Here is a 19375-nt window from a genome sequence, read left to right as displayed (position 1 = left end):
TGGAGGAAGTATGAAAATTCAATTTTTAAAAGCATTTAATGGTGATTCAATACTTATTTCATTTGTAGACAAAGAAGGTATTAATAGAAACATTCTAGTTGATGGTGGTACGGGAAGAGCATACCAATTTAAAAATAAAAGAGGTAAACCCGAAGCTGGTGCTTTACAACTAGCTATTCAAGAGATACATAAGAGTAAAGAGAGCATTGATTTATTAATATTAACTCATGTTGATGATGATCATATAGGTGGCATTTTAAAATGGTTTGAGAAAGATCCCTTAGCTAAAGACTTAGTTAAAAAAGTTTGGTTTAATTCTGGTCGCTTAATTTTTGAAGATAAAGCTGTTCCTGAAGTTTCTTCTAATCTACAAATAGTTAAAGACAGTAGCAGTTTGGATACAAGTATTAAGCAAGGTATCTCATTTGAAGACTATATTGAAAAGCATGGAATATGGGACAGAAAGTTAATTAGAAAATTAGAAAATAAAACAGTATTACATGAACTTGGCTTGAGTTTTACAATACTTTCTCCAGATGAAGTGAAACTCAAATCATTATTAAAAAAATGGACTGCTGAGGATAAGAATCTAGATACTGCAAAGTCAGATGATTACGACAAAACGATAAAGAAATTACTACTTCAAGATCAATTTACAGAAGATAAATCTATTCATAATGGTAGCTCAATTGCCTTTATTCTAACCTTTAATGAGAAAAATATGTTGTTTCTCGGCGATGCTCATCCTTTACTTCTAATAAAAAGCTTGAATGAGTTAGGTTACAGTAAGGATAATCCTATAAAGGCTGAATTTATGAAGGTATCTCATCATGGTAGTAAGAGTAATACTTGCTACGAATTATTAGAATTGGTTGATACGTCCAAATTTATACTTAGCTCAAATGGAGATAAGCATAAGCTTCCGCATAAGCAATGCTTGGCAAGAATAATAAACCATAACAATAATGCAGAGCTTTTATTCAATTACAATTTAAAAGTTTTCTCTGAGCAAGATGTTTCTGACTTCCCTAATTTTAAATATTCAGAAATACATACGATGGAATTTTAATGAGTACTATAGATAAATTTAGGCTCTTTTCAGTAAAAGTTGGAGAAGGTAGCGGTTGTTTATTTCAACCTACATCAGAAAGCTACACTTATGTTTTAACAGCAAGACATGTTGTAGAAGGAACTAATGTAACTCAAGTGCAAAGAGAGCTAATTGGTGAAAATGAAGTAATACAGATTGAGTCAATGGATGTTATTGGTGAGCCGTATTATCATGCAAATGAAGGTATAGACGCAGCAATTTTAAAAGTCCCTTTCATTAGTCAGCTTCCTAAGCATTTAAGAATAGATAATCTTTTCAATAAGACGGAAGATTATTATTTATGTGGGTTTCCTGATGTTAGACGTGAAAACACATCTTCATATAGACAAAATAAATTATCAATTCAGAATCAAACAGCTAACGGTTATGTTGAAGCTGAAATAAATAGTTCAGTTAACCATGGTGAAATTGTAGGGCAGTCAGGTGGGGGCATTTTAAAGCTACTAAATGATAGTTTTGCGATAGGTGGTGTTCAAAAAAGGATGTCTATGCCAGACGATGGTGAATCTTTAAGTAGAGTAGATTTAGTTCCATTGAAAGCATTTGATGAAATAATTGGGCAAAATATTGAAGAGCTTTCACTGCTATTTCCTCCCTTCATCAAATCATTCTCAAACTTGGTTTGTAAAACATATCTTCTTGCTCAATTTCCATTGCAAGATAGTCGAGGGTTTCATTTACTAAAAACTGATTTACATAGTATAGCTAATACGCTTTGTGCCGAATTTAGTCCTGAGAAGATCATGGACGGATACCCAACAAACTATTTATTAAGCCGACATGAAGATGAATTTAAAAATCATCAAAATTTATGGACAGCTTTATTGGAAATATTGACTTTAAACCAGATACATAGCCAAAGAAGTTTAGTTCTTGATGATTTGCCAGAGATAAATAAAAAAAACAAGTTGTTTTTTGGCACTGTTAAAAAGAATTGGACTGAGTTAATTAAAGATCTATGTGAAGCTGATTTATCAGAACTAGAAAGAGGAGGGAATGTTTTTGTTGCAACTCTAGGTGATGATGAACCAACACTAACGGTAGCTCCCTCTAGTCTTGTTATGAGCATATCTGAAGTTCCTCAAAGTATGATGTCAATTCACAACACAGTACAAAACCTTGCACAAGATATAAAGTTTAAACACATCTATGATATTCAAAAAACAATTATTGAAAACCTCGAACTATTCATTGATGCCAATATGGGCAATATTAGGGAAAATATAATAAATGGCACAAGAAATATCATATAAAAAATCTAAATCAGGATTTTCAAATAAATTAAATTTAGATTATCAACTTGACGATATTATTATTGTTGAAACCCCATATATAGATAACATTTTTCTTTGTATTTTAAGTGTTAGCTCTGAGGCCAAGTTAAATGAACTGTGGGATATATTAAATAGTGTGATCTCTTCAGAGCTGAGTAAAGATTTTAAAAATGATTTTCAAATGTGGAATTTTTACTTATTTTACCTTTGTAAGGAAGAAGTAGGTGTAGAACTTAAATATAAAATTATTAACAATAAATTTTCGAGTAGAAAGGTTGTTATAGATAAGTTTGATAAAAAAATAGATAAGCAAGTGGTAGAAGGTATTATTTCTGAATATATTGTTGGAAGTGATATTTTACTTGATGAAAAAGTTAAAACGCTACCAGAGGAATCTTCATATCATTCAGAATCAAAAGTATTTAAAAATATTGAATCTATTTACCTGCAAGGCAATGAAAATTTAAATGACAAAGAACTACTCGAAATGACACTTTCAAGAATAATTTTGGAGATCAAGGATGAAGATTAAGAAAGTAGAAATACAATCTTTTCGTGTATATGACAATGTAAATCGTAGCACATTTGATTTTATGACAGAATTAAATGAAGTAGCTGGTTTTGTTTCAATTCATGCGCCAAACGGTTTTGGGAAAACATCTTTTTATGATGCAGTGGAGTGGGCTTTTACAAATAAAATTACTCGCTATGATAGAAGAAGAGGATTTAATTCTGATTTAGCAAAATCAGAAAGAGCAAATTCTACAGGTGATGATGGAAAAAGAAAGCATCAACTTATACTTAGGAATAAGTTCTCAGATCTAGAAGAAGGCTTTGTCAATTTATACACCACTCTTGGTGATGTCCCGTATTCTAGAATAATCCCTAAAGTTAAAAAAAAGGAGTACCTGATTACAAATTTGAAGCCCAAAAAATTGAGCAGGGAACTGAACATTTTCATGAAGTAATGTTAAGCCAAGAGTGGATAGATGCGTTTCTTAAGGAGGATGATGCTGAAATACGATATGAGAAGTTTGTATCATCATTTGGCGATGTATCTATAAACAAAAAATATAATGCTGTGATTAACCTCATTAGTCTAAATAAGGCTAAAGTGAAGTCACTGAGAGGTGAATTAAAAGATCTTAGTGAAGATACCGAAGTTGAATATGATTCCAATTTACTTGCATTAACAAATAAAGAAATAAAAAAAATTAATGTTATGAATTGTAATTTTCCATTAATAACCCCTTCATTTTCTGAAGAAGATGATTACTTGTTTATTAATCTAATAAAAGACAAGTTAGAAGAACTTAGTAATGAGATAAATAACAATGAAGTAATGCTTCGTAAAATAAATTTGGTCAAATCAGGTTCATCTCAAGAACAAATAGGGTTGAAGTCTTATTTTACTTTGAGAGATAAATTGGGGGAAAATGAACTTGAGTTAAAAAAACTAAATAATCTTAAAGATTCTTGTAATGAACGCTTTGATAAGCAAGAAAAAATTAAAGAAATAAAAAACCTTGCCTCATTGAATCAACAACAAATTTCTGAGTATGAGTCTTTAATTAAAGTTGCCCCTCAATATGATGTCATAGAAAGTAAAATTAAAAATATTAACTCGGAGTTATCAACAATAGATTATTCTAGAGTTGAAGCAAAAAGCTCATTAGAAGATAAAAAAGATGAGCATAAAGAATTAACATCAAAGCTTCAAATTGAAAATTCAGCTTTAAATAAATTACTTTCTAAGAAAAGAACTTTTCCTCAAGTATTCAAAAGTATAGACGAAAATAATGAAAAAATCATAGCATTAGGGGTAGTAATAAATACGGATACAAATTTATTAAAAGCTAAGATAACGGATATAGAAACAGTAAAAAGTACAATTTTAAACATTGAAAGTGCTATTAAAACTATTGAAAAAGATATCTATAGTTTAGAAGGAAATATTAACTTTGAAATTTATGGGGAAAGTATTTTAGCTATCGAAAATCAAGAAAAATCGCTTAAAGACATAAAAAATAATATTGTCAGTGTTAATAGTAAAATTGAAAAAATAGATTCGTTAAACAATGAACTGAAAGAATTGCTAGACCTAGGTGTCAAAGTTATCAATGGTTCTGAAATGTCTGAATGTCCATTATGTCAGAGTCCCTATGAATCATATGCAGAACTATCTAATAAAGTATCAAATAATCCTCTATTAAAAGATGAACTTGGAAAACTTGTCGAAGAGCGTTCCGAGCATCAAAATAAATATGATTACCTTGCTAGTTTACTCGAAATAAACAAGACCAAGTTGTTAAGTCAGCTTAATGATCTTCTTAAAAATGAGACAACAACTCTTAATCGCGACAAAGCTTCTTTGGGGAGTTTGAAAGCTTCCATAATGTCGAATCAAGCAAGTATAGAGCGATTAGAGCTAGAAAGTGAAAAGCTAAAATTATCTGTTGATAACCTTAGCATGGACAAATATCTCCTCTCAGTTTCTAATAAAATATCAAGTCAGACCAAAGAGTTCGAAAGAGTAGAAGCATCTTTAAAGCTTATAAATTCAAAAATAGCCAAAGATGAAGAAAGCCTTAAGTTATTTGAAGTACAGCTCAGTAATGCAAAAGAGCGAATTGAACTGTTAAAAAAAGAGCTTGATTTTCAAAATATTAAATCATTCAGTAATAAAGAAGCCTTATCTGAAGAGGGAAATTATTTTAATACTCTAAAAAAACTAGTCACAGAAAAGAATCAAGACATGACTAAGTACAAAATAGAGGTTGATCAACTTAGTACTGATATAGATACACTCAGCAAAAGACTACCAAGCTCTGATTTAGCCTACTATGCGAATAAAATTATTGAAATAGAGGTGATTATAAAAAATATACTAACTGAACTGACTAAATTTGAGGTGTTTTTTAAATCTAATTTAAATTTTAATATTGGGGATACAGAAGTTGATCGAGTCAATCTAGAAAATGTCCTTGAAGAAAACATTGAAGTTTGTGTTTCTAAAATTGAAAGCATGAAAAACTTGAAGGGTGAGATTGAAAAGTTAGAAAGATATAAAACCAACGTTATTCCATTTTTAAAATCAGAAGGAAATAAAAAAGATAGAAGGAGGTTGGAAGCTGAGATTATATTGCTAGATAGTTCCGTGAATAAAGAATTAAGAGATGAGAAAACGAAACTATCTAATTTTATTAATAAACAAATTGAGTCATTTTTTTATCAGAGGTTAATCAATTCACTGTATAAAAAAATAGACCCCCATCCTAGATATAACGAAATTTCGTTTCAATGTGATTTTTCACAAGATAAGCCCAAGCTTAACGTATTTGTTTCAAATGATTGTGATGACGATTCAATTGTACCTACTTTATATTTTAGTACGGCTCAACTTAACATTTTAAGTTTAAGTATTTTTCTTGCTAAAGCTTTAAACACTACTGATAGCAAAGGTAAACCGATTGATTGCATCTTTATAGATGATCCAATCCAATCAATGGATAGCATTAATATACTATCAACTATTGATTTGTTTAGAAGCATTGTTACAAACATGGGGAAGCAAATTATTCTATCAACCCATGATGAAAGCTTTCAGAATTTGCTAAAGAAAAAAATGCCTGAAAAGTTGTTCAAATCAAAATTTATTGAGTTCGAAACATTCGGGAAATTGAAAGCAGGATAAAGCTTGTTAATCTTAGGAAGTAATTTAAAGTGAAAAATTTTCTATCAGAAGAGTTTAATATTGAGCATTTACCTCAATGGTTTTGTCCTACCTGTAAAATAGGTATATTAGAAATAGGAGAAAAATCTGCTGATATTGAACAAACCGCAGAGTCGACTGCATTAAGGTGGCATCCAAATTATGACCATGAATTTGTTGAGTACACCATAAATGTAATTCTAAAATGTAATAATAAAAAATGTTGTGAAACTGTCATGTCTGTTGGGAGTGGACATGTAGATGAATATCATGACTATTCAGAAAAAGGCGAAGAAATTCATGAATATGTCACTCTGTTTAAACCGAAATATTTTCATCCCTCACTTAATATATTTAACGTTCAAGAAAATGTACCAAAAAACATAGTTAATATGCTAAACAAGTCATTTGCTTTATTCTTCTGTGATAGTGACTCCTGTGGTAATCGGATTAGAGCATGTATCGAATTTTTACTTGATGAATTAAAAATACCTAGAGAATTTGAAAACAAAAAAGGGGAAGTAAAGCGTGCTAGTTTACATTCTCGAATTGAAAATCTTCCTCAAGTGTATGAAAAAATCAAAACATTATTATTAGCTATAAAATGGTTAGGTAATGTTGGCTCTCACGGTAACGAAGGGTTAACAAAAAAAGAAACAATAGATGCGTATGAAATATTGAAAGTGGTATTAGATATTATATATAAACCCTCTGATGAACATATCTTTGACCTTGCTAATAAAATTAATGAAGCCAAAGGGATAATTTAAATATTATGTCTACTAATAGTCTCGATTATTATCTTGGTAGGTCATTGGAATTAGAAAATGATCTGTTAGATTTTCTCTCAATAGATGATAGATGTAGTGATAAAAGAGTTAAAGCTTCAAAAATACTCTGCACAATTGTTTTTGAACACTCAGAGAGCATTAAAATACTCATTTCTACAGGAAACCTAACTTCAGCTACTGGTTTAGTGAGATTACAGTATGAAGCTCTAGTTCGTGCTATTTGGTTGTTATATGCCGCATCAGATATTGCAGTTGATAAATTAATGACAGAACTCACCAACGAAAGTGCTAAAAAAGCTAATAATTTGCCAATGTTGAGTGAAATGCTAACTAAACTTGAAGGTAAAGCTCCTGAAGTTGCCATGGATGCGTTAAATGAATTTAAGCAATATTCATGGAAGGCATTAAGCTCTTATGTACATGGTGGCATTCATGCGATTAGTCGGCATAGTAAAGGTTATCCTGTTGAACAATTAATTCAGTTATTAAAAACTTCAAATGGATTACTAATTATGGCTGGTATGCTTTTGGTTATTTTGTCAGGAAATACAAATCAAAAAAATAAAATTCCAAGTATACAAATGAAATTTAAAGACTGCCTACCAGACCAAAAATAATTGAATATCTATTTAAATAGATAAGCTAGTGATGGTAAATCTTTAAGGTCATGTCTATTCATTAACCTCAGTTGATAATTAAATGGGTTTTCTGAAGCATCACTGGTGATGTCAATTTTCATAGAGGATAATACAATTCCTGCTATCCCTTCGTTGGTTTTAATATTAAATACAGGTTTATCTTGTAAGTTTAAGTCTAGTAATGCTGTTTCAGGGTGCGGAAGTTTAGGATGTGGTGCAACGGTAAGTATTAGTTCTGAATTCCAAGCTTTATCTTCAAGTAAATAATTTATTGAACGGTCATTCTTCTCTGATAAATCAGCAGATAAGATCCTTGATAGCTTCAAATTAATATAACTATCATTTTCCACATCAAAAGCTCTTGTATACCATTTTGAGCCAAGCTGATAGATGCTATGTGGAAATAACTTTTTTGATGATTTTCCTGAACTGTTAGAAACATATTCAACTTTCAAAAAACTATTAGAGTAGATAGCTTGTGTTAAGTTACAAATAACATTTTCAGCATATTTGCTTTTGATATATTGAGTATCAATACCTATTAACTTATTTGTTTCTATTTCACTTACCCATTCACCAGACGACAAAAATTGTAGTGCTGATTCATCATTATGATCAAAGTTCTTTATAAAAGAAGTGTTATTCTTAACGTAACTTTTTGAACTAACATCATAAATTATATTTTCAGGGTAAAGTTTTCTATATTCTTTTATATCTCTCGTAGCTGTAACTGAGCCAATGTCAAAGTGGTTCATTAGATCGTTACGTTGAAAAGAACCTACATATGTTAAATAGAAATCTATTAAAGAAAGTCTTTTAAAATATTGTGATGACATAAAGAGTACCCTAATCATTTGTATGTGTATAAATTAACACTTACGTTCAAATGTGTACAGGTATATAATAATTTCAAGTTTTAATTAAAGGTGTTCTTGTGAAGATCGATAACTATTTTGAAGATATTAAAAGTAGAAAACCAATCAACTATCGTAGCTTTAAGAAAAAAGCGTTTGGTATTGGTTTGACTGATAGCGATCTTTTAAAGCTTTTTGAAGTAAAAAAATTCGATAATAATAAAGTCATTGTTAACATTATTCATGAAGATGAATTTAATAAACTTTTCCAAAAATATAATTCAGTAACTACATTTAAAAGTAGAAAAGAAGCAGCACCAACTGGCCGAACCCATGCGCTTAAAGTGAGTGGAACAACTTGTAACGTAAGGCAGGGATTAAACCATCCTCATACTGTTATTGTAAGTAAAGACGGTGAGATATTCTCTAATGTAGAAGCAAGAAAACAGCTTCTGATTATTGAGAATGAAGAAAACTTTTTAAAGATTATGGATACACAGAAATTTCTTAAAATGCATGCAAATATTGATTTAGAAAAAATGGATGTTATGTGGGGCAGTGGTAATAGAGCAGCAAACAGTTATTTAGCTAACTATTATTCTAGATATGAAAAAATATTTTGTTTTTTTGATTATGAATTAGGTGTAATTAAAACAGCTCAGTCCATTTATAGCCTTTTAATCAATAAAGAAAGTACACATTTTGAATTTGTGATCGCAGATAATGCTCACATGGATCTTAAAGAGTTTGGCGTTGATTTAAATAAAAGTCATATCAAGAAATTAGAAAAAATCAGAAATGAATGCAATGTATTAGCTAAAGCCGTTAATTTAATGATTAACACAGGGAAAATCATGGAACAGGAAGTATATCTATAATGAATCTAAATAATTTCACCTCGTTAATTGAAGAAAGCTTCGGTTTTAAATCACTTTGTTTAGTCAACAGTTCAGCTCATGCTTTCACACATCTACTGATCAATCAGCACTTGGTTTTATCGGGTGGAAATAATCAAGGAAAAACGGCAGCATTAAATGTTGTAAAGCTTTTCTTATTTCCAGAATTTAATTTTTCTAATTGTAAAACTAAGTTTGGCTTTCAAGGACGTGATGGTACTCACTATACAAAGCAGGATAGCTTTGAGCATTACTTTCCGTCAAATAAGTCTTTTATTATTGCGGAAGCAGAAAACCCTGAAGGAAGTTTCTGCGTTGTTTTATTTCGTTCAAGTGAAGAGTTTGGTTATGGAAGAGCATTAGTACCATGTGCATTTGATGACCTTAAAGATCTATTTTGGGATTTTGAAAGTGATAAAAATGAAAAAATGGGGGAAGCTAAAAATATAGATAAAGCTGAACTTATTAGTATATTAAAAAAGAAGAAAGCTACTTTTGTAAATGACTCGAAAACTTTATCAGAACACCTTTTCGGTGGTGCTAATAAGTTAACAAGCAGACGGTTTTGTTTAGTCCCTCTAATTGATGGTGGAAGCAAAGAATCTATAGAGTGTTTAAGATCTTTGATTAACTTAGCTTTCGATCTAACAGCAAGTAATAAAGATACATTACCTAAAGTTTTGTCTTCTGTAATAGAAATGGGGAAAGACCGTGAACAAAGCAAGGTTAAAGTCAATTTACATAAATCTTTAGCCCAATTTAAAGAATTAAAACAACGAAAAGAACTATTAGAAAGAATAGAAAATCATCGTTTTTTATGGGATAAAACTGATAACTCAATAAAAGAGTACAAGAAGGAACTTGTAGAAGGTGCAAAGCTTTATTTTGGTATTAAATATCAGATAGAAGAAGAGCTTAAGTTAATAGAACCAAACCTTAAGCAACTTCAACAAGAGCATGAAACACTTAATACTTCCTATTTAAATGAAAAGCAGATTTTTGGATCATTGAAATCCGACTTAATTGGAATCAAAGCTAATTTAAAGCAAAAGCAAGATGATTTTAAGCCTGTTAAAGAGCAGTTGAAAATCCTAAATGCAACAATGGGTTCATGGGGAAGTAACTGGAATCCAGAGCAAGCAATAAATGACTGTAGAAATGATTTAGATAAATTTCAAAATATTGTTAATGCTTATAACGACTCTTCGGGTGCAGGAGTATTACTTGAAAATGCACTTAAAAAACAAAATGAATTAGCTAAAGAAGTAAAAAGTATCCAAAAGTCGATTAACAATACAAATACTTTATTACTTGCAAAGATTTCACCTAAAGCAGCATCAGTTCTAAATACATTGAATGATAAGTTTTCTGGTTTATCTTCAGATATATCACCGCAAGACTTAGACATTATTGAAAAGTTTACGTCCTTATTTTCTATCAATCATAATAAAGTGTCTTTTTTACAATCAGATTTCTATGGCGTTTCAGCGAAACATTTTAATATAAATCAGGTGGTTAATGATTTAAACGCTAGCCATAATGAAAAGCAAAAGCAGCTTGATAATGCGGAAGACGAAGTTCAACGTATAAATGGTATATTGAAAGGAACTCCTAAAGGTACAAGGGAGGATGCTGTTAAAGAAAGAGATGATGCGGCTCAAGAACTGCATGTGTTAAAAAGAGCTGAATTTATTCCGCAAGAGCACCAAAGCTATGTTGATGCAATTAAGCAGTTGGAAGATGAATTTACAACTAAAAGTATACAACGAGATAATCTTAGTGAATCACAAGGAATGTTTGAAACTAAACTTGGTACATTAAAAGAAAGTATTGGCTTATTACAGCCTAAGCGAAATGACTTAGGGCGGTATCAAAAGCGTATTCAAACAGCATCAATAGAATATCAGGAACGTTTTGACTCACTAATAAACTTATGTGGTGATGAAAATTCATATGAATTAAATGAAGAGTTCATCGATCAGTCTCACTCAAAGATAATTTCAATAAAATCGTTCTATTCTGAGTCCATCAGTAATTTAAAACAGTTATTTACACAAAGTTTTATACCTGAATTTGATGAAATGACACATAAAACGCAATATCAAAGTCATGAAATCGATCATGCTCTAATTGAGTTTGACACACTGTTTAATACTGTTTATCAAAAGAAAGATCAGTTATCTAATGAAATTCACGCACATAACAGTGATGTTAATGCAGAAATTGAAGAGATACGAGATGGTTCGCGTTTGATTGACAGTAAAGTAAATGAGATCAATGCAATATTTAATGGTCGTGAAATATCTAATCTTGAGTCAATAAAAATGCTCGTAGAAAAGAATACTCAATTTGATGAATTGATGAATCATTTGGACAGGAATAACGTCCACGGTAATGAATTATTAGATGAGGAGTTTTATGAACGTTTAAATCACTTTTGCCAAAGTCACTTTACTTCTAAAGATGGTATCACGACAATTCAAATGCAAAGTTTGATTAAAAGTGTTAAGTACCAATATCAGAAAAAGGGAACGAACATTGTAACTTCAAAACCTCAATCAGGTGGCACTACAGCAGCAACCAACTGCATTCTTCTTGCCGTACTAATGAATGAATTGGTCAGTGACTCTGTGAAGCTTAGTTTGCCGCTTGTTTTAGATGAGATTGGTAACTTAGACGACAATAATATCCCTGAAGTCAGAAAAGTTGCTGATCAATATGGTTTTAATGTTTTTGCCGCAACTCCCGATTTAAATCCTTCAGCCTTAGATTCATTGAATAACTTTGTGACTTTAGGTGAATTTGTTTGTGAGGGGGCAATAGACCCTGAAGCAATCACTATTTGTTATGATAGAAATGAATTCTTTGGTAAAAAAATAGAAGAAGCTGACGAGTTTATAGAAGCTGAGGAATTAAGTTAGTGGCTACAAAAATAGATGCAGGTAAGTGTATCGAGTTATTCATTCAGTATAAAAACATAATGTTCACACTCATTGATGAGATGGATCAAAGTGAAGCTAACTATGGTGTTAACCTTCATTTATACACCAGTGAGTGCCGTAAGCTTATAAAGTTACTAGAAAAGAGTGACTCTGCTGAAGCCAAAAGAATTTCTTATGCCTTTGATATTAGCAATTTAGAGCACAATGGATTAATTGTTGGTGTAGATAAAAACCGTAACTCTAACAAAATAACATTTCAGACTTTTTTTATTGATTTATTTAGGCACTTGGATAATAAAAGAGTAAAAAGTCTATCAAATTCAGATTATGAAACTATTAGAATTGATTTCTTAGTATTATTAGATAAGTTCAAAACTATACCTTTATCTAATGATAATACTGAATTTACTGAAGCATATGAAACATTGACTCAAAAGCTAACTGATACGCTGGTTTTGATAAAAAGGAACACTGACTCGCTAGATGGTAGTGCAAAAAGGTTATCTGAGTTTATTGATAAGGTCGATAGTAAATTATCTAATTCTAACTCTAATCCAGCAATTCAAAAACTTGAAGAGTTAGCCAATTTATATGAAAGAAAGGTTATTCCAAGCATTGAATTTTTGAACCCCAATCAACTTATTGAAGGTAATAATACTTTTGTAAGGATAATTCGAGAGATTGAAGATTTATTTGCAGATAAGTTTCCGAAACTTGCTACTTATATTCAATATAGACACACAGCAATTTCCAGCTATCACAAAGACATAAAAGAAATTCAAAGGACATTATTAAGTTATTACAAACGACATAAGAGAAGTCGCGATGTATTCAATGCTTTGGAGAATGTTTTCAATAAGTTGAAAAAAGAAACTTATCAACTTCATGATGGCAAGATGATTAACAATCAAATACCGCTATCAGATCTTAACAGTGTCATTATTAGAGGTAATGCACTCAAAGGATTAAAGTCATATTCAAACTCATTTTCTTCTAAAATCGCATGGAATGATGAATATTCAGTGGCTGATTTAAAGGAAATAGTACGAGTTCATAAAGAAAAACTAAACCAAGATTTAAGCAAGCCAAAACAAACCTCTACAATCAAAAATGATGATTTGAAAAGCAATAGGCTGAAGAAGCAAAAGCAATTAAGAATTATTAAGTTGATAAATAGCCTAAATGTGAATTCAGAATATTTTGATGTGTTTGATGCTATTCACTCATTACTCGTAACTTCACTTGATGACTATGAATTAATTGATTCAATACACGGTTATAGAAACTTCATAGCAAAAGAAAAAGTTAAAAATAGATTGATACAAAGCCAAGACAAAAAAATTATTACGTTAAGTGGTTACGAACATCAATATTGGAGAAGGTCATTGAAGGAGAATAAAGCAATATGAATAGTAAGCGAAGTACAGAGATCTTTAACTTATTGATGAACGGAAAAGTTATTAACAAAAATGTATTAGATATTAATAACGATCAAAAAATACCAAATAAATATTTTACTGAAATATCGTCAAATATTGATGGATATAAAGAGCATTATTTTAATAGTGGTTTTGAATTTGTTGACAAAGTTCCCAATTGTTTTTTTATAAGATCTTTAGGAGAAGATAAGGGAAATGTAAAAATAGCTTCTAAAATTCAAGCACTGTTAATCGTTTTAGGTCGTGGAATTACTCAAGATAATTTTGAGTTAGATGTAATGTTTGATTCTCATGCAGGATTGACTAAAGAAATGGTCAACAAGATAAATAAAAATGAAGAATATAGAACTGTTTTAGATGCAACAAGAATAGAAAGTGACTTGTGGGATGAATGCAAAAAGCTGCTCGTTGATAGACAAATAGCTGTTGTTAACCGTTCAGGAAACTATGTTGTACTTGATGCTGGCAAATCAATATATGAGGCATTGATTAGACAAGGCGCAGAAGAAATTGTTTAGGTCATGTGATTATCATAAATACTGCTCTTCAAATTTAATATTTAAACTATAAATGGATATTAGGATATGGACACACCTATAAAAAAATATTTAAAAAAGTATTCAGCAGTTGAAGCCGCTGCTGTATTTTCCGCATTATCTTTAAAACCTGCTTACCAATCAAATTTGTGTCGATTAGAAAAAGCGGTTCATTATTGTTTATCTTATTGCAAAGGAAAGCTTAGACCAGATCCTAAGTTTATTAATAAACTGTTTTTACTTATGGAACAGCAGGGAATAGCTTCAATGGAAGATCCTGCGGAAAACGTATTTACCTCAAATTTATGGCTAAGTGATAGATCTTATCAAGTACCATTAGGACTTTGGGAGGGGGGTATATATCAAACTCAGCTATTTTTGAATGTAGTTGATAAGATGCCAAAAGTTGGTGAGTTTTTAACTTTATATGAAACCATCAGTCAGGTATTGAAAGCCAGTGATAATGTTCTAAAACGTAATCGAGTGCCTTTGAATAAGGTTGGTGGTGACACACCAATAGATTCTCTTAAAAAAGGCGATACTTCAAATATTACAAATTTAATTTTGTCAGCGTTGGTGAAAATTGATAATAAGGATTTATTACCAACTTTACAGCCTAATGAATGGGCTGAATTATATAAACAAGATTTTGGTAATACAAACCTTGAAGAAAAACCATTCATTAATTTTAATAACCAAGTTTATATAATTCTACCTTCTGCAATAACAACGTCAATTAGAAGGTTAATCTTTTCATTCTGTAAGGATAATGATGTTTTCACTCAATTCATTGATTCATTGGCTGGTGAGCTTGAAAAGAAGCAGTTCGAAACAAGGTTACTAGGGAAGTATGACCACGCCCCTATAAGATACCGTGAAGTACCTAACGTTAAAAGCTGGTCATCTAGTGAAGTTCTTTTAAATTTTGATGAAGGGTATTATTTTCATTTTATTTTTCTTATGGATAAATTGGATGGTTTTGATGAAGAATGGTTTAGTGGCTGTACTTCTGATGATGAACAACTATATGATTATATTGATAATAGAATTAGTCAAACAAAAGAGGGGATAATACGAAAAGATAAAAAAGCGAAAGGCTGCTCGATAGTTGTTCCTTGCTCATTCGGTAGAGGGGTAATGATAAAGTCTGACTTTAAAAATGATGAGTCTTGGATTTCTCAAGTGATTCCGCCAGATGATCTTGATGTTTTAAGCAATGATAAAGACTGCTCTCCACATAAAATTTGGAGAATTTTAGAGTCTGAATACAAGGTTAAGGAAATGGGGGCTAAACTATTTAATTTTAATGGTTTTCTAAACCTTTATGCCTATGCAAAAGGGGAGAATTATAATCTTATTCCTCATGAACAATTTCAAGAAGCTGGTCAATCACCAGAATCCATATTTATTGCCATTCCTACAAACTGTCAAGTTGGCCTTCGAGAGCAGGTATTGAACGATTGCGACATTAAAAATGCATTTCATAAAGAGCATGGGTTCATAAAGGTTAGGAGGGGGTTTGTAAATAGTCTTTTCATTGAAAACGATAGGTATGATTTATTTTGCCCAGTAGTAGTTGATCGAAATACACTTCAAGTTTTATATCAAAAAGGTGCTATATCCTTATGGATTGAGATGGAAATTATTGAAGGTGTAGAATTTTCTCTACAGTTTCAAATTTTCGATGCAACTGTAAGTTGGGTTCCTCAATTAGTAAAAGCTTTGAATGCTGAGAAAATATCTATTTCAGAGATTAAAGTTTGGAAAGTTAATTTTTCATTTCCTAAAAATATACGATTAAAAAAAGATATAAGTATTGAAAAAGTTACCCAATCGGAATCATCACTTTTTAAAGATAATGTCCTAACTTCTTATTATAATGAAGACCTTATTAATGGGCTTAATCTACCGATAAACACGGCAGAAAAAACAATAATATTTTCTTTTTTAAAGCACGTAAAAGCGGAAGAAAATATAATTCATAATATTTTCTTAGATGATTTTGCAAGACATACCCATTTTTTTCAAGCAAATGGATATCGTGAACATCTAGATATTCAAATAGATAGGGAAGAACCTATAGTTGTTGAGGAAACCGATGATAAAAATATAAAGTTAGGCATGGGCTGGAAAGATAACAAACCAAGTAAAAACAACCTCATTGAAGGAAAAGAACCGTGTAAAAAGTACCTTAGCGGAATAGTTGCTTCAACTTGGGAAAAAATTCAAAAGAGATTAAAAAACCTTGATAGAAAATCTTTAATTAGCAAGCTATTAAATAATTTAGAACTAAGTGAGCATCAGAAAAATAGATGGAACAGAACCTATAAAGCTAATTTATCCTTACATGAAAATAAAGAAGATCTATATAAAGTTGCCTCTGAAAAAACAAGTCAATTTAACGGTTCATCACTAGGCTCTCGATTATTAATTGAAATGGCTGTTTGCGAAACGGTTTTAGATGGAGGGAAGAACGCTGGTATTTTGGATATTCAGGAACTTTTATGTTTAACAATGACAATGCATATTCTAGGTGGTGTTTCTGAAGCTATAAATTGTGATGTAATTGAACCAAGATTGGTAATCTCAAGTTTTGGAGATATATTATATGACCATGGTTTTTACGATACTATTGTCTCACCATACCACAGTTCAAATCAGCAGAGTGATTTTCAACATTCAGCTAAAAACTACATAACTCATTTTGATGAGAATAAGCCAATTGCCAGTGTCAAAGATCATTTTGATGATGAATTTCTTGATGCATGGTTTACTGAGTTTCAATTTGATATTGACGAAGCTAGAAGGTTCATTGATTTTATTGAAGATTACGGACTTAAATTAAATAAACTTGTTTTTGAAGTGCCTTATTCCACTTTAACTAAAGCTTTCCCAACAAGCGAATTGGAAGCATATAATAAAGTCTTATCTGTTTTGACCATTTATCCTAGAAAAAACTGGATTGATATTCCAAAGCCATTCAAAAAAACTGATTGGCAACCTTGGAAGTTTAGAAGGAGATTTTCTAATGCATTCAAGCCTATTGTAGAAATAAATGAGCAAAAAGATTTATTTATATCCCCTGAACATATAAGGAGAGGTTTTTTTCATCTATTGAAAAGTTCCTATCAAGCTCATTTGGATGAAGACCATTTTACATCAAAAAAAATGCGTAAGTGGATTGGTAAGGCGAGATCAAAAGCAGGGTTGGCTTTCAACACTAAAGTAGCTGAAAAATTAAATTCTCTTGGTTGGAATGTAAGGGAAGAAATTAAAATAACTGAAATATTAAATAAGAAGTTGATCGACTTAGGTGACATTGATGTTTTAGCTTGGAATGATAACCTAAATGTAGTTTTAGTCATTGAATGTAAAGATCTAGAGTTTGCAAAGACTCAGGGAGAAATAGCGCGGCAGCTTAATGAATTTAAAGGCGTTATAAATAATAAAGGAAAGAATGATCGACTGTATAAACATATCTTAAGAATTCGTGAACTTGAATCTGATCTCGATGGAGTTGCAAAGTTTATTCATTCTAAGAATCTAATAGTATTAAAACCTTGTGTTTTGTTTTCTAGAATTGCCCCAATGAACTTTACAAACTCATCTGAGTTTAATAAGGATATTAATTTCTTATGTTTTGAAGAAATAGAAGAATTTTTACAGAAGCTTGAGATTAATGTACCACATAGCTTAGTCATGGATTTAACAAGGGATATTGTTTAGTGAAAAGTGTACTTCTATTAGTTTGGACGTTATTTCTTCTTTTTGTAATGGGGTTAAGTATTTTTTTGTTAAGTGCTGATCGTTTATATGTAGAAAAACATATGGGAATAAAAACAAATGATACAGTTTCATTATTTGTTAAACCGACCACTAAAGCTTTACCTAAATATAATTTAGGTAAAGGTGATTATGCAAAGTATCAGTATTTAAGTAAATCAGGACAATGGATTTACGTTTTATATAAAGGTGAGGTATTAACAGCTAAAACTGACCAGTTACGTGTAAAATACATTAAATATAAATCCAACTTTATTTCCACATTAAGTATTTACTTATCAATCATTGTCAGTCTTTTATTTTTTGTAATTACTCTTTTTAAAGTTAAAATCAGTAGTTCTTCTTCAAAAAAAATGTCGATATTAAATGGTCAATATTTACAGGATATTAAAAAGCTGTCCATCTTGAATGATCAGCATCTATTAGGTATTACTAGGCTCGATAAACGTTTAATTGAGCGGCAAAAAGTGTTAAATACCATTGTTGATGATTGTGATTTTTTTAAAAATAAGTGCTCCTTAGTAGAGAGTGAGAATAAAAAATTACAAAAAAGGATAAAAGCGTTTAAGGAAGAGCTTGATAGTGCAGAAATAGTTAAGCAGCAAGTTATTAAAAAACTGAAGCAAGAATTAGATGAATTTTATAAAGAAGAAAGCTTAACTATAGTACATCCCTCAATTACTGATATGAAGACATCTGAAGCTCGCTTAGTCACGCAGTTAGATAAACAAGTACGAGAAGGTTTGATATTTGGTGTCGATTTCAAGCATGATAGATATGAAAATATTTTAAAAGGGAGAAAATTTGAAATTTTCATCGCGACTTGGCTTACGAAAGAGTTGGGTTTTGAAATTGAAGAGTGGTCTCCAGATAAAGGGTTTGAACAAGACATATTAGTTAAATCAAATTTAAATCCTGATCTAATTGTTTCGAATTCAACGGGTGAAAAATTCGGGATAGAGTGTAAATATCGAAGTAAGTATTTCAAACAAAACGAGACAGAGTTTTCTTGGGGGACTACATATCAAGGCAAGCGATATGAAAGATTTCAAGGAGAAAAGAACTATCCTGTTTATGTTTGTTTAGGAGTGTTTGGGACTGCTGATAATCCTGAATCATTTTCAATGTTATCTATTAAAAAATTAATTGATAAATCCTTTAAAAAGAAATTTTCAAAAGCTAGCTCTGAACAATTTGTTGTTAGTAAAGCTAATATTGAGGCTCTTGATGAAAGTAGTAATAGTTTATTTTCTGCATTAGAGCCAATTAATTAAAGACATATCATTATATAGTTGTTTAAAAAACACTCTGTGACACATGATTCTTTAAAGAATCAATAAGACTTAAGTTATGCTATGTAATGATATTTAATCCTTCTCTACATTGCTGAAAATTAGGC

Annotated in this window: 14 protein-coding genes; 13 read left to right on the top strand and 1 reads right to left on the bottom strand. The window is 30.8% G+C overall.

Features of this window, described 5'->3' with window-relative positions; translation table 11 throughout:
• Nucleotides 1-10: 10 nt before the first annotated feature.
• Genes FGD67_RS03620 through FGD67_RS03590 form a run of 7 tightly spaced genes read left to right on the top strand, consistent with a single transcriptional unit; the run spans nucleotide 11 to nucleotide 7505 of the window.
• Complete coding sequence (locus tag FGD67_RS03620; protein ID WP_257173744.1) at nucleotides 11-1069, top strand: ComEC/Rec2 family competence protein; 1059 nt, start codon at nucleotides 11-13, stop codon at nucleotides 1067-1069.
• Nucleotides 1069-2364 carry an ABC-three component system protein gene (locus FGD67_RS03615; protein ID WP_257173743.1) on the top strand — a complete coding sequence of 432 codons (1296 nt, stop codon included), beginning with the start codon at nucleotides 1069-1071 and terminating at the stop codon, nucleotides 2362-2364. Before FGD67_RS03620 ends, FGD67_RS03615 begins: the two co-directional genes overlap by 1 nt.
• On the top strand, nucleotides 2342-2917 hold the full coding sequence (locus FGD67_RS03610) for an ABC-three component system middle component 1 (protein ID WP_257173742.1): 576 nt from the start codon (nucleotides 2342-2344) through the stop codon (nucleotides 2915-2917). The genes FGD67_RS03615 and FGD67_RS03610 overlap by 23 nt, the downstream gene beginning before the upstream one ends.
• Complete coding sequence (locus FGD67_RS03605; protein WP_257173741.1) at nucleotides 2907-3353, top strand: AAA family ATPase; 447 nt, start codon at nucleotides 2907-2909, stop codon at nucleotides 3351-3353. The genes FGD67_RS03610 and FGD67_RS03605 overlap by 11 nt, the downstream gene beginning before the upstream one ends.
• Nucleotides 3353-6079: a hypothetical protein gene (locus FGD67_RS03600; RefSeq protein ID WP_257173740.1), complete on the top strand. Its 2727-nt coding sequence runs from the start codon at nucleotides 3353-3355 to the stop codon at nucleotides 6077-6079. The genes FGD67_RS03605 and FGD67_RS03600 overlap by 1 nt, the downstream gene beginning before the upstream one ends.
• Nucleotides 6080-6108: 29 nt before the next feature.
• On the top strand, nucleotides 6109-6867 hold the full coding sequence (locus FGD67_RS03595; RefSeq protein WP_257173739.1) for a DUF4145 domain-containing protein: 759 nt from the start codon (nucleotides 6109-6111) through the stop codon (nucleotides 6865-6867).
• A 44-nt stretch (nucleotides 6868-6911) separates the two neighbouring features.
• Nucleotides 6912-7505: a hypothetical protein gene (locus FGD67_RS03590; RefSeq protein WP_257173738.1), complete on the top strand. Its 594-nt coding sequence runs from the start codon at nucleotides 6912-6914 to the stop codon at nucleotides 7503-7505.
• An 8-nt stretch (nucleotides 7506-7513) separates the two neighbouring features.
• Here the strand turns inward: FGD67_RS03590 and FGD67_RS03585 are convergent, their stop codons facing one another.
• The gene (locus FGD67_RS03585) at nucleotides 7514-8362 is read right to left on the bottom strand and encodes a WYL domain-containing protein (RefSeq protein ID WP_257173737.1); all 849 of its coding nucleotides are present in this window, start codon (nucleotides 8360-8362) and stop codon (nucleotides 7514-7516) included.
• Between the two features lie 98 nt (nucleotides 8363-8460).
• Here FGD67_RS03585 and FGD67_RS03580 point away from each other — a divergent pair, with 98 nt between their 5' ends.
• From FGD67_RS03580 to FGD67_RS03555, 6 genes are all read left to right on the top strand, one after another.
• Entirely contained in the window at nucleotides 8461-9258 is a 798-nt protein-coding gene (locus FGD67_RS03580) for a hypothetical protein (protein WP_257173736.1), read from the top strand.
• Nucleotides 9258-12197: a hypothetical protein gene (locus FGD67_RS03575; RefSeq protein WP_257173735.1), complete on the top strand. Its 2940-nt coding sequence runs from the start codon at nucleotides 9258-9260 to the stop codon at nucleotides 12195-12197. The genes FGD67_RS03580 and FGD67_RS03575 overlap by 1 nt, the downstream gene beginning before the upstream one ends.
• The gene (locus FGD67_RS03570) at nucleotides 12197-13627 is read left to right on the top strand and encodes a hypothetical protein (protein ID WP_257173734.1); all 1431 of its coding nucleotides are present in this window, start codon (nucleotides 12197-12199) and stop codon (nucleotides 13625-13627) included. Before FGD67_RS03575 ends, FGD67_RS03570 begins: the two co-directional genes overlap by 1 nt.
• A complete protein-coding gene (locus FGD67_RS03565) occupies nucleotides 13624-14175 on the top strand; it encodes a hypothetical protein (RefSeq protein WP_257173733.1) in 552 nt (183 codons plus the stop codon). Before FGD67_RS03570 ends, FGD67_RS03565 begins: the two co-directional genes overlap by 4 nt.
• A 66-nt stretch (nucleotides 14176-14241) precedes the next feature.
• A complete protein-coding gene (locus FGD67_RS03560; protein WP_257173732.1) occupies nucleotides 14242-17919 on the top strand; it encodes a hypothetical protein in 3678 nt (1225 codons plus the stop codon).
• On the top strand, nucleotides 17919-19250 hold the full coding sequence (locus FGD67_RS03555) for a hypothetical protein (protein WP_257173731.1): 1332 nt from the start codon (nucleotides 17919-17921) through the stop codon (nucleotides 19248-19250). Before FGD67_RS03560 ends, FGD67_RS03555 begins: the two co-directional genes overlap by 1 nt.
• Nucleotides 19251-19375 lie beyond the last annotated feature (125 nt).

Origin of the sequence: Colwellia sp. M166, from assembly GCF_024585285.1 — a bacterium.
In the GTDB taxonomy this organism is placed as follows: domain Bacteria; phylum Pseudomonadota; class Gammaproteobacteria; order Enterobacterales; family Alteromonadaceae; genus Cognaticolwellia.
This window is presented reverse-complemented; position numbering and strand designations above follow the sequence as displayed.

Excerpts from the sequence above, each read along its gene's own strand:
- FGD67_RS03575 (WP_257173735.1), top strand. The coding sequence starts at position 9,258 with ATGAATCTAAATAATTTCACCTCGTTAATTGAAGAAAGCTTCGGTTTT.
- FGD67_RS03565 (WP_257173733.1), top strand. The coding sequence starts at position 13,624 with ATGAATAGTAAGCGAAGTACAGAGATCTTTAACTTATTGATGAACGGA.
- FGD67_RS03605 (WP_257173741.1), top strand. The coding sequence starts at position 2,907 with ATGAAGATTAAGAAAGTAGAAATACAATCTTTTCGTGTATATGACAAT.
- FGD67_RS03610 (WP_257173742.1), top strand. The coding sequence starts at position 2,342 with ATGGCACAAGAAATATCATATAAAAAATCTAAATCAGGATTTTCAAAT.
- FGD67_RS03600 (WP_257173740.1), top strand. The coding sequence starts at position 3,353 with ATGTTAAGCCAAGAGTGGATAGATGCGTTTCTTAAGGAGGATGATGCT.
- FGD67_RS03620 (WP_257173744.1), top strand. The coding sequence starts at position 11 with ATGAAAATTCAATTTTTAAAAGCATTTAATGGTGATTCAATACTTATT.
- FGD67_RS03585 (WP_257173737.1), bottom strand. The coding sequence starts at position 8,362 with ATGTCATCACAATATTTTAAAAGACTTTCTTTAATAGATTTCTATTTA.
- FGD67_RS03615 (WP_257173743.1), top strand. The coding sequence starts at position 1,069 with ATGAGTACTATAGATAAATTTAGGCTCTTTTCAGTAAAAGTTGGAGAA.
- FGD67_RS03560 (WP_257173732.1), top strand. The coding sequence starts at position 14,242 with ATGGACACACCTATAAAAAAATATTTAAAAAAGTATTCAGCAGTTGAA.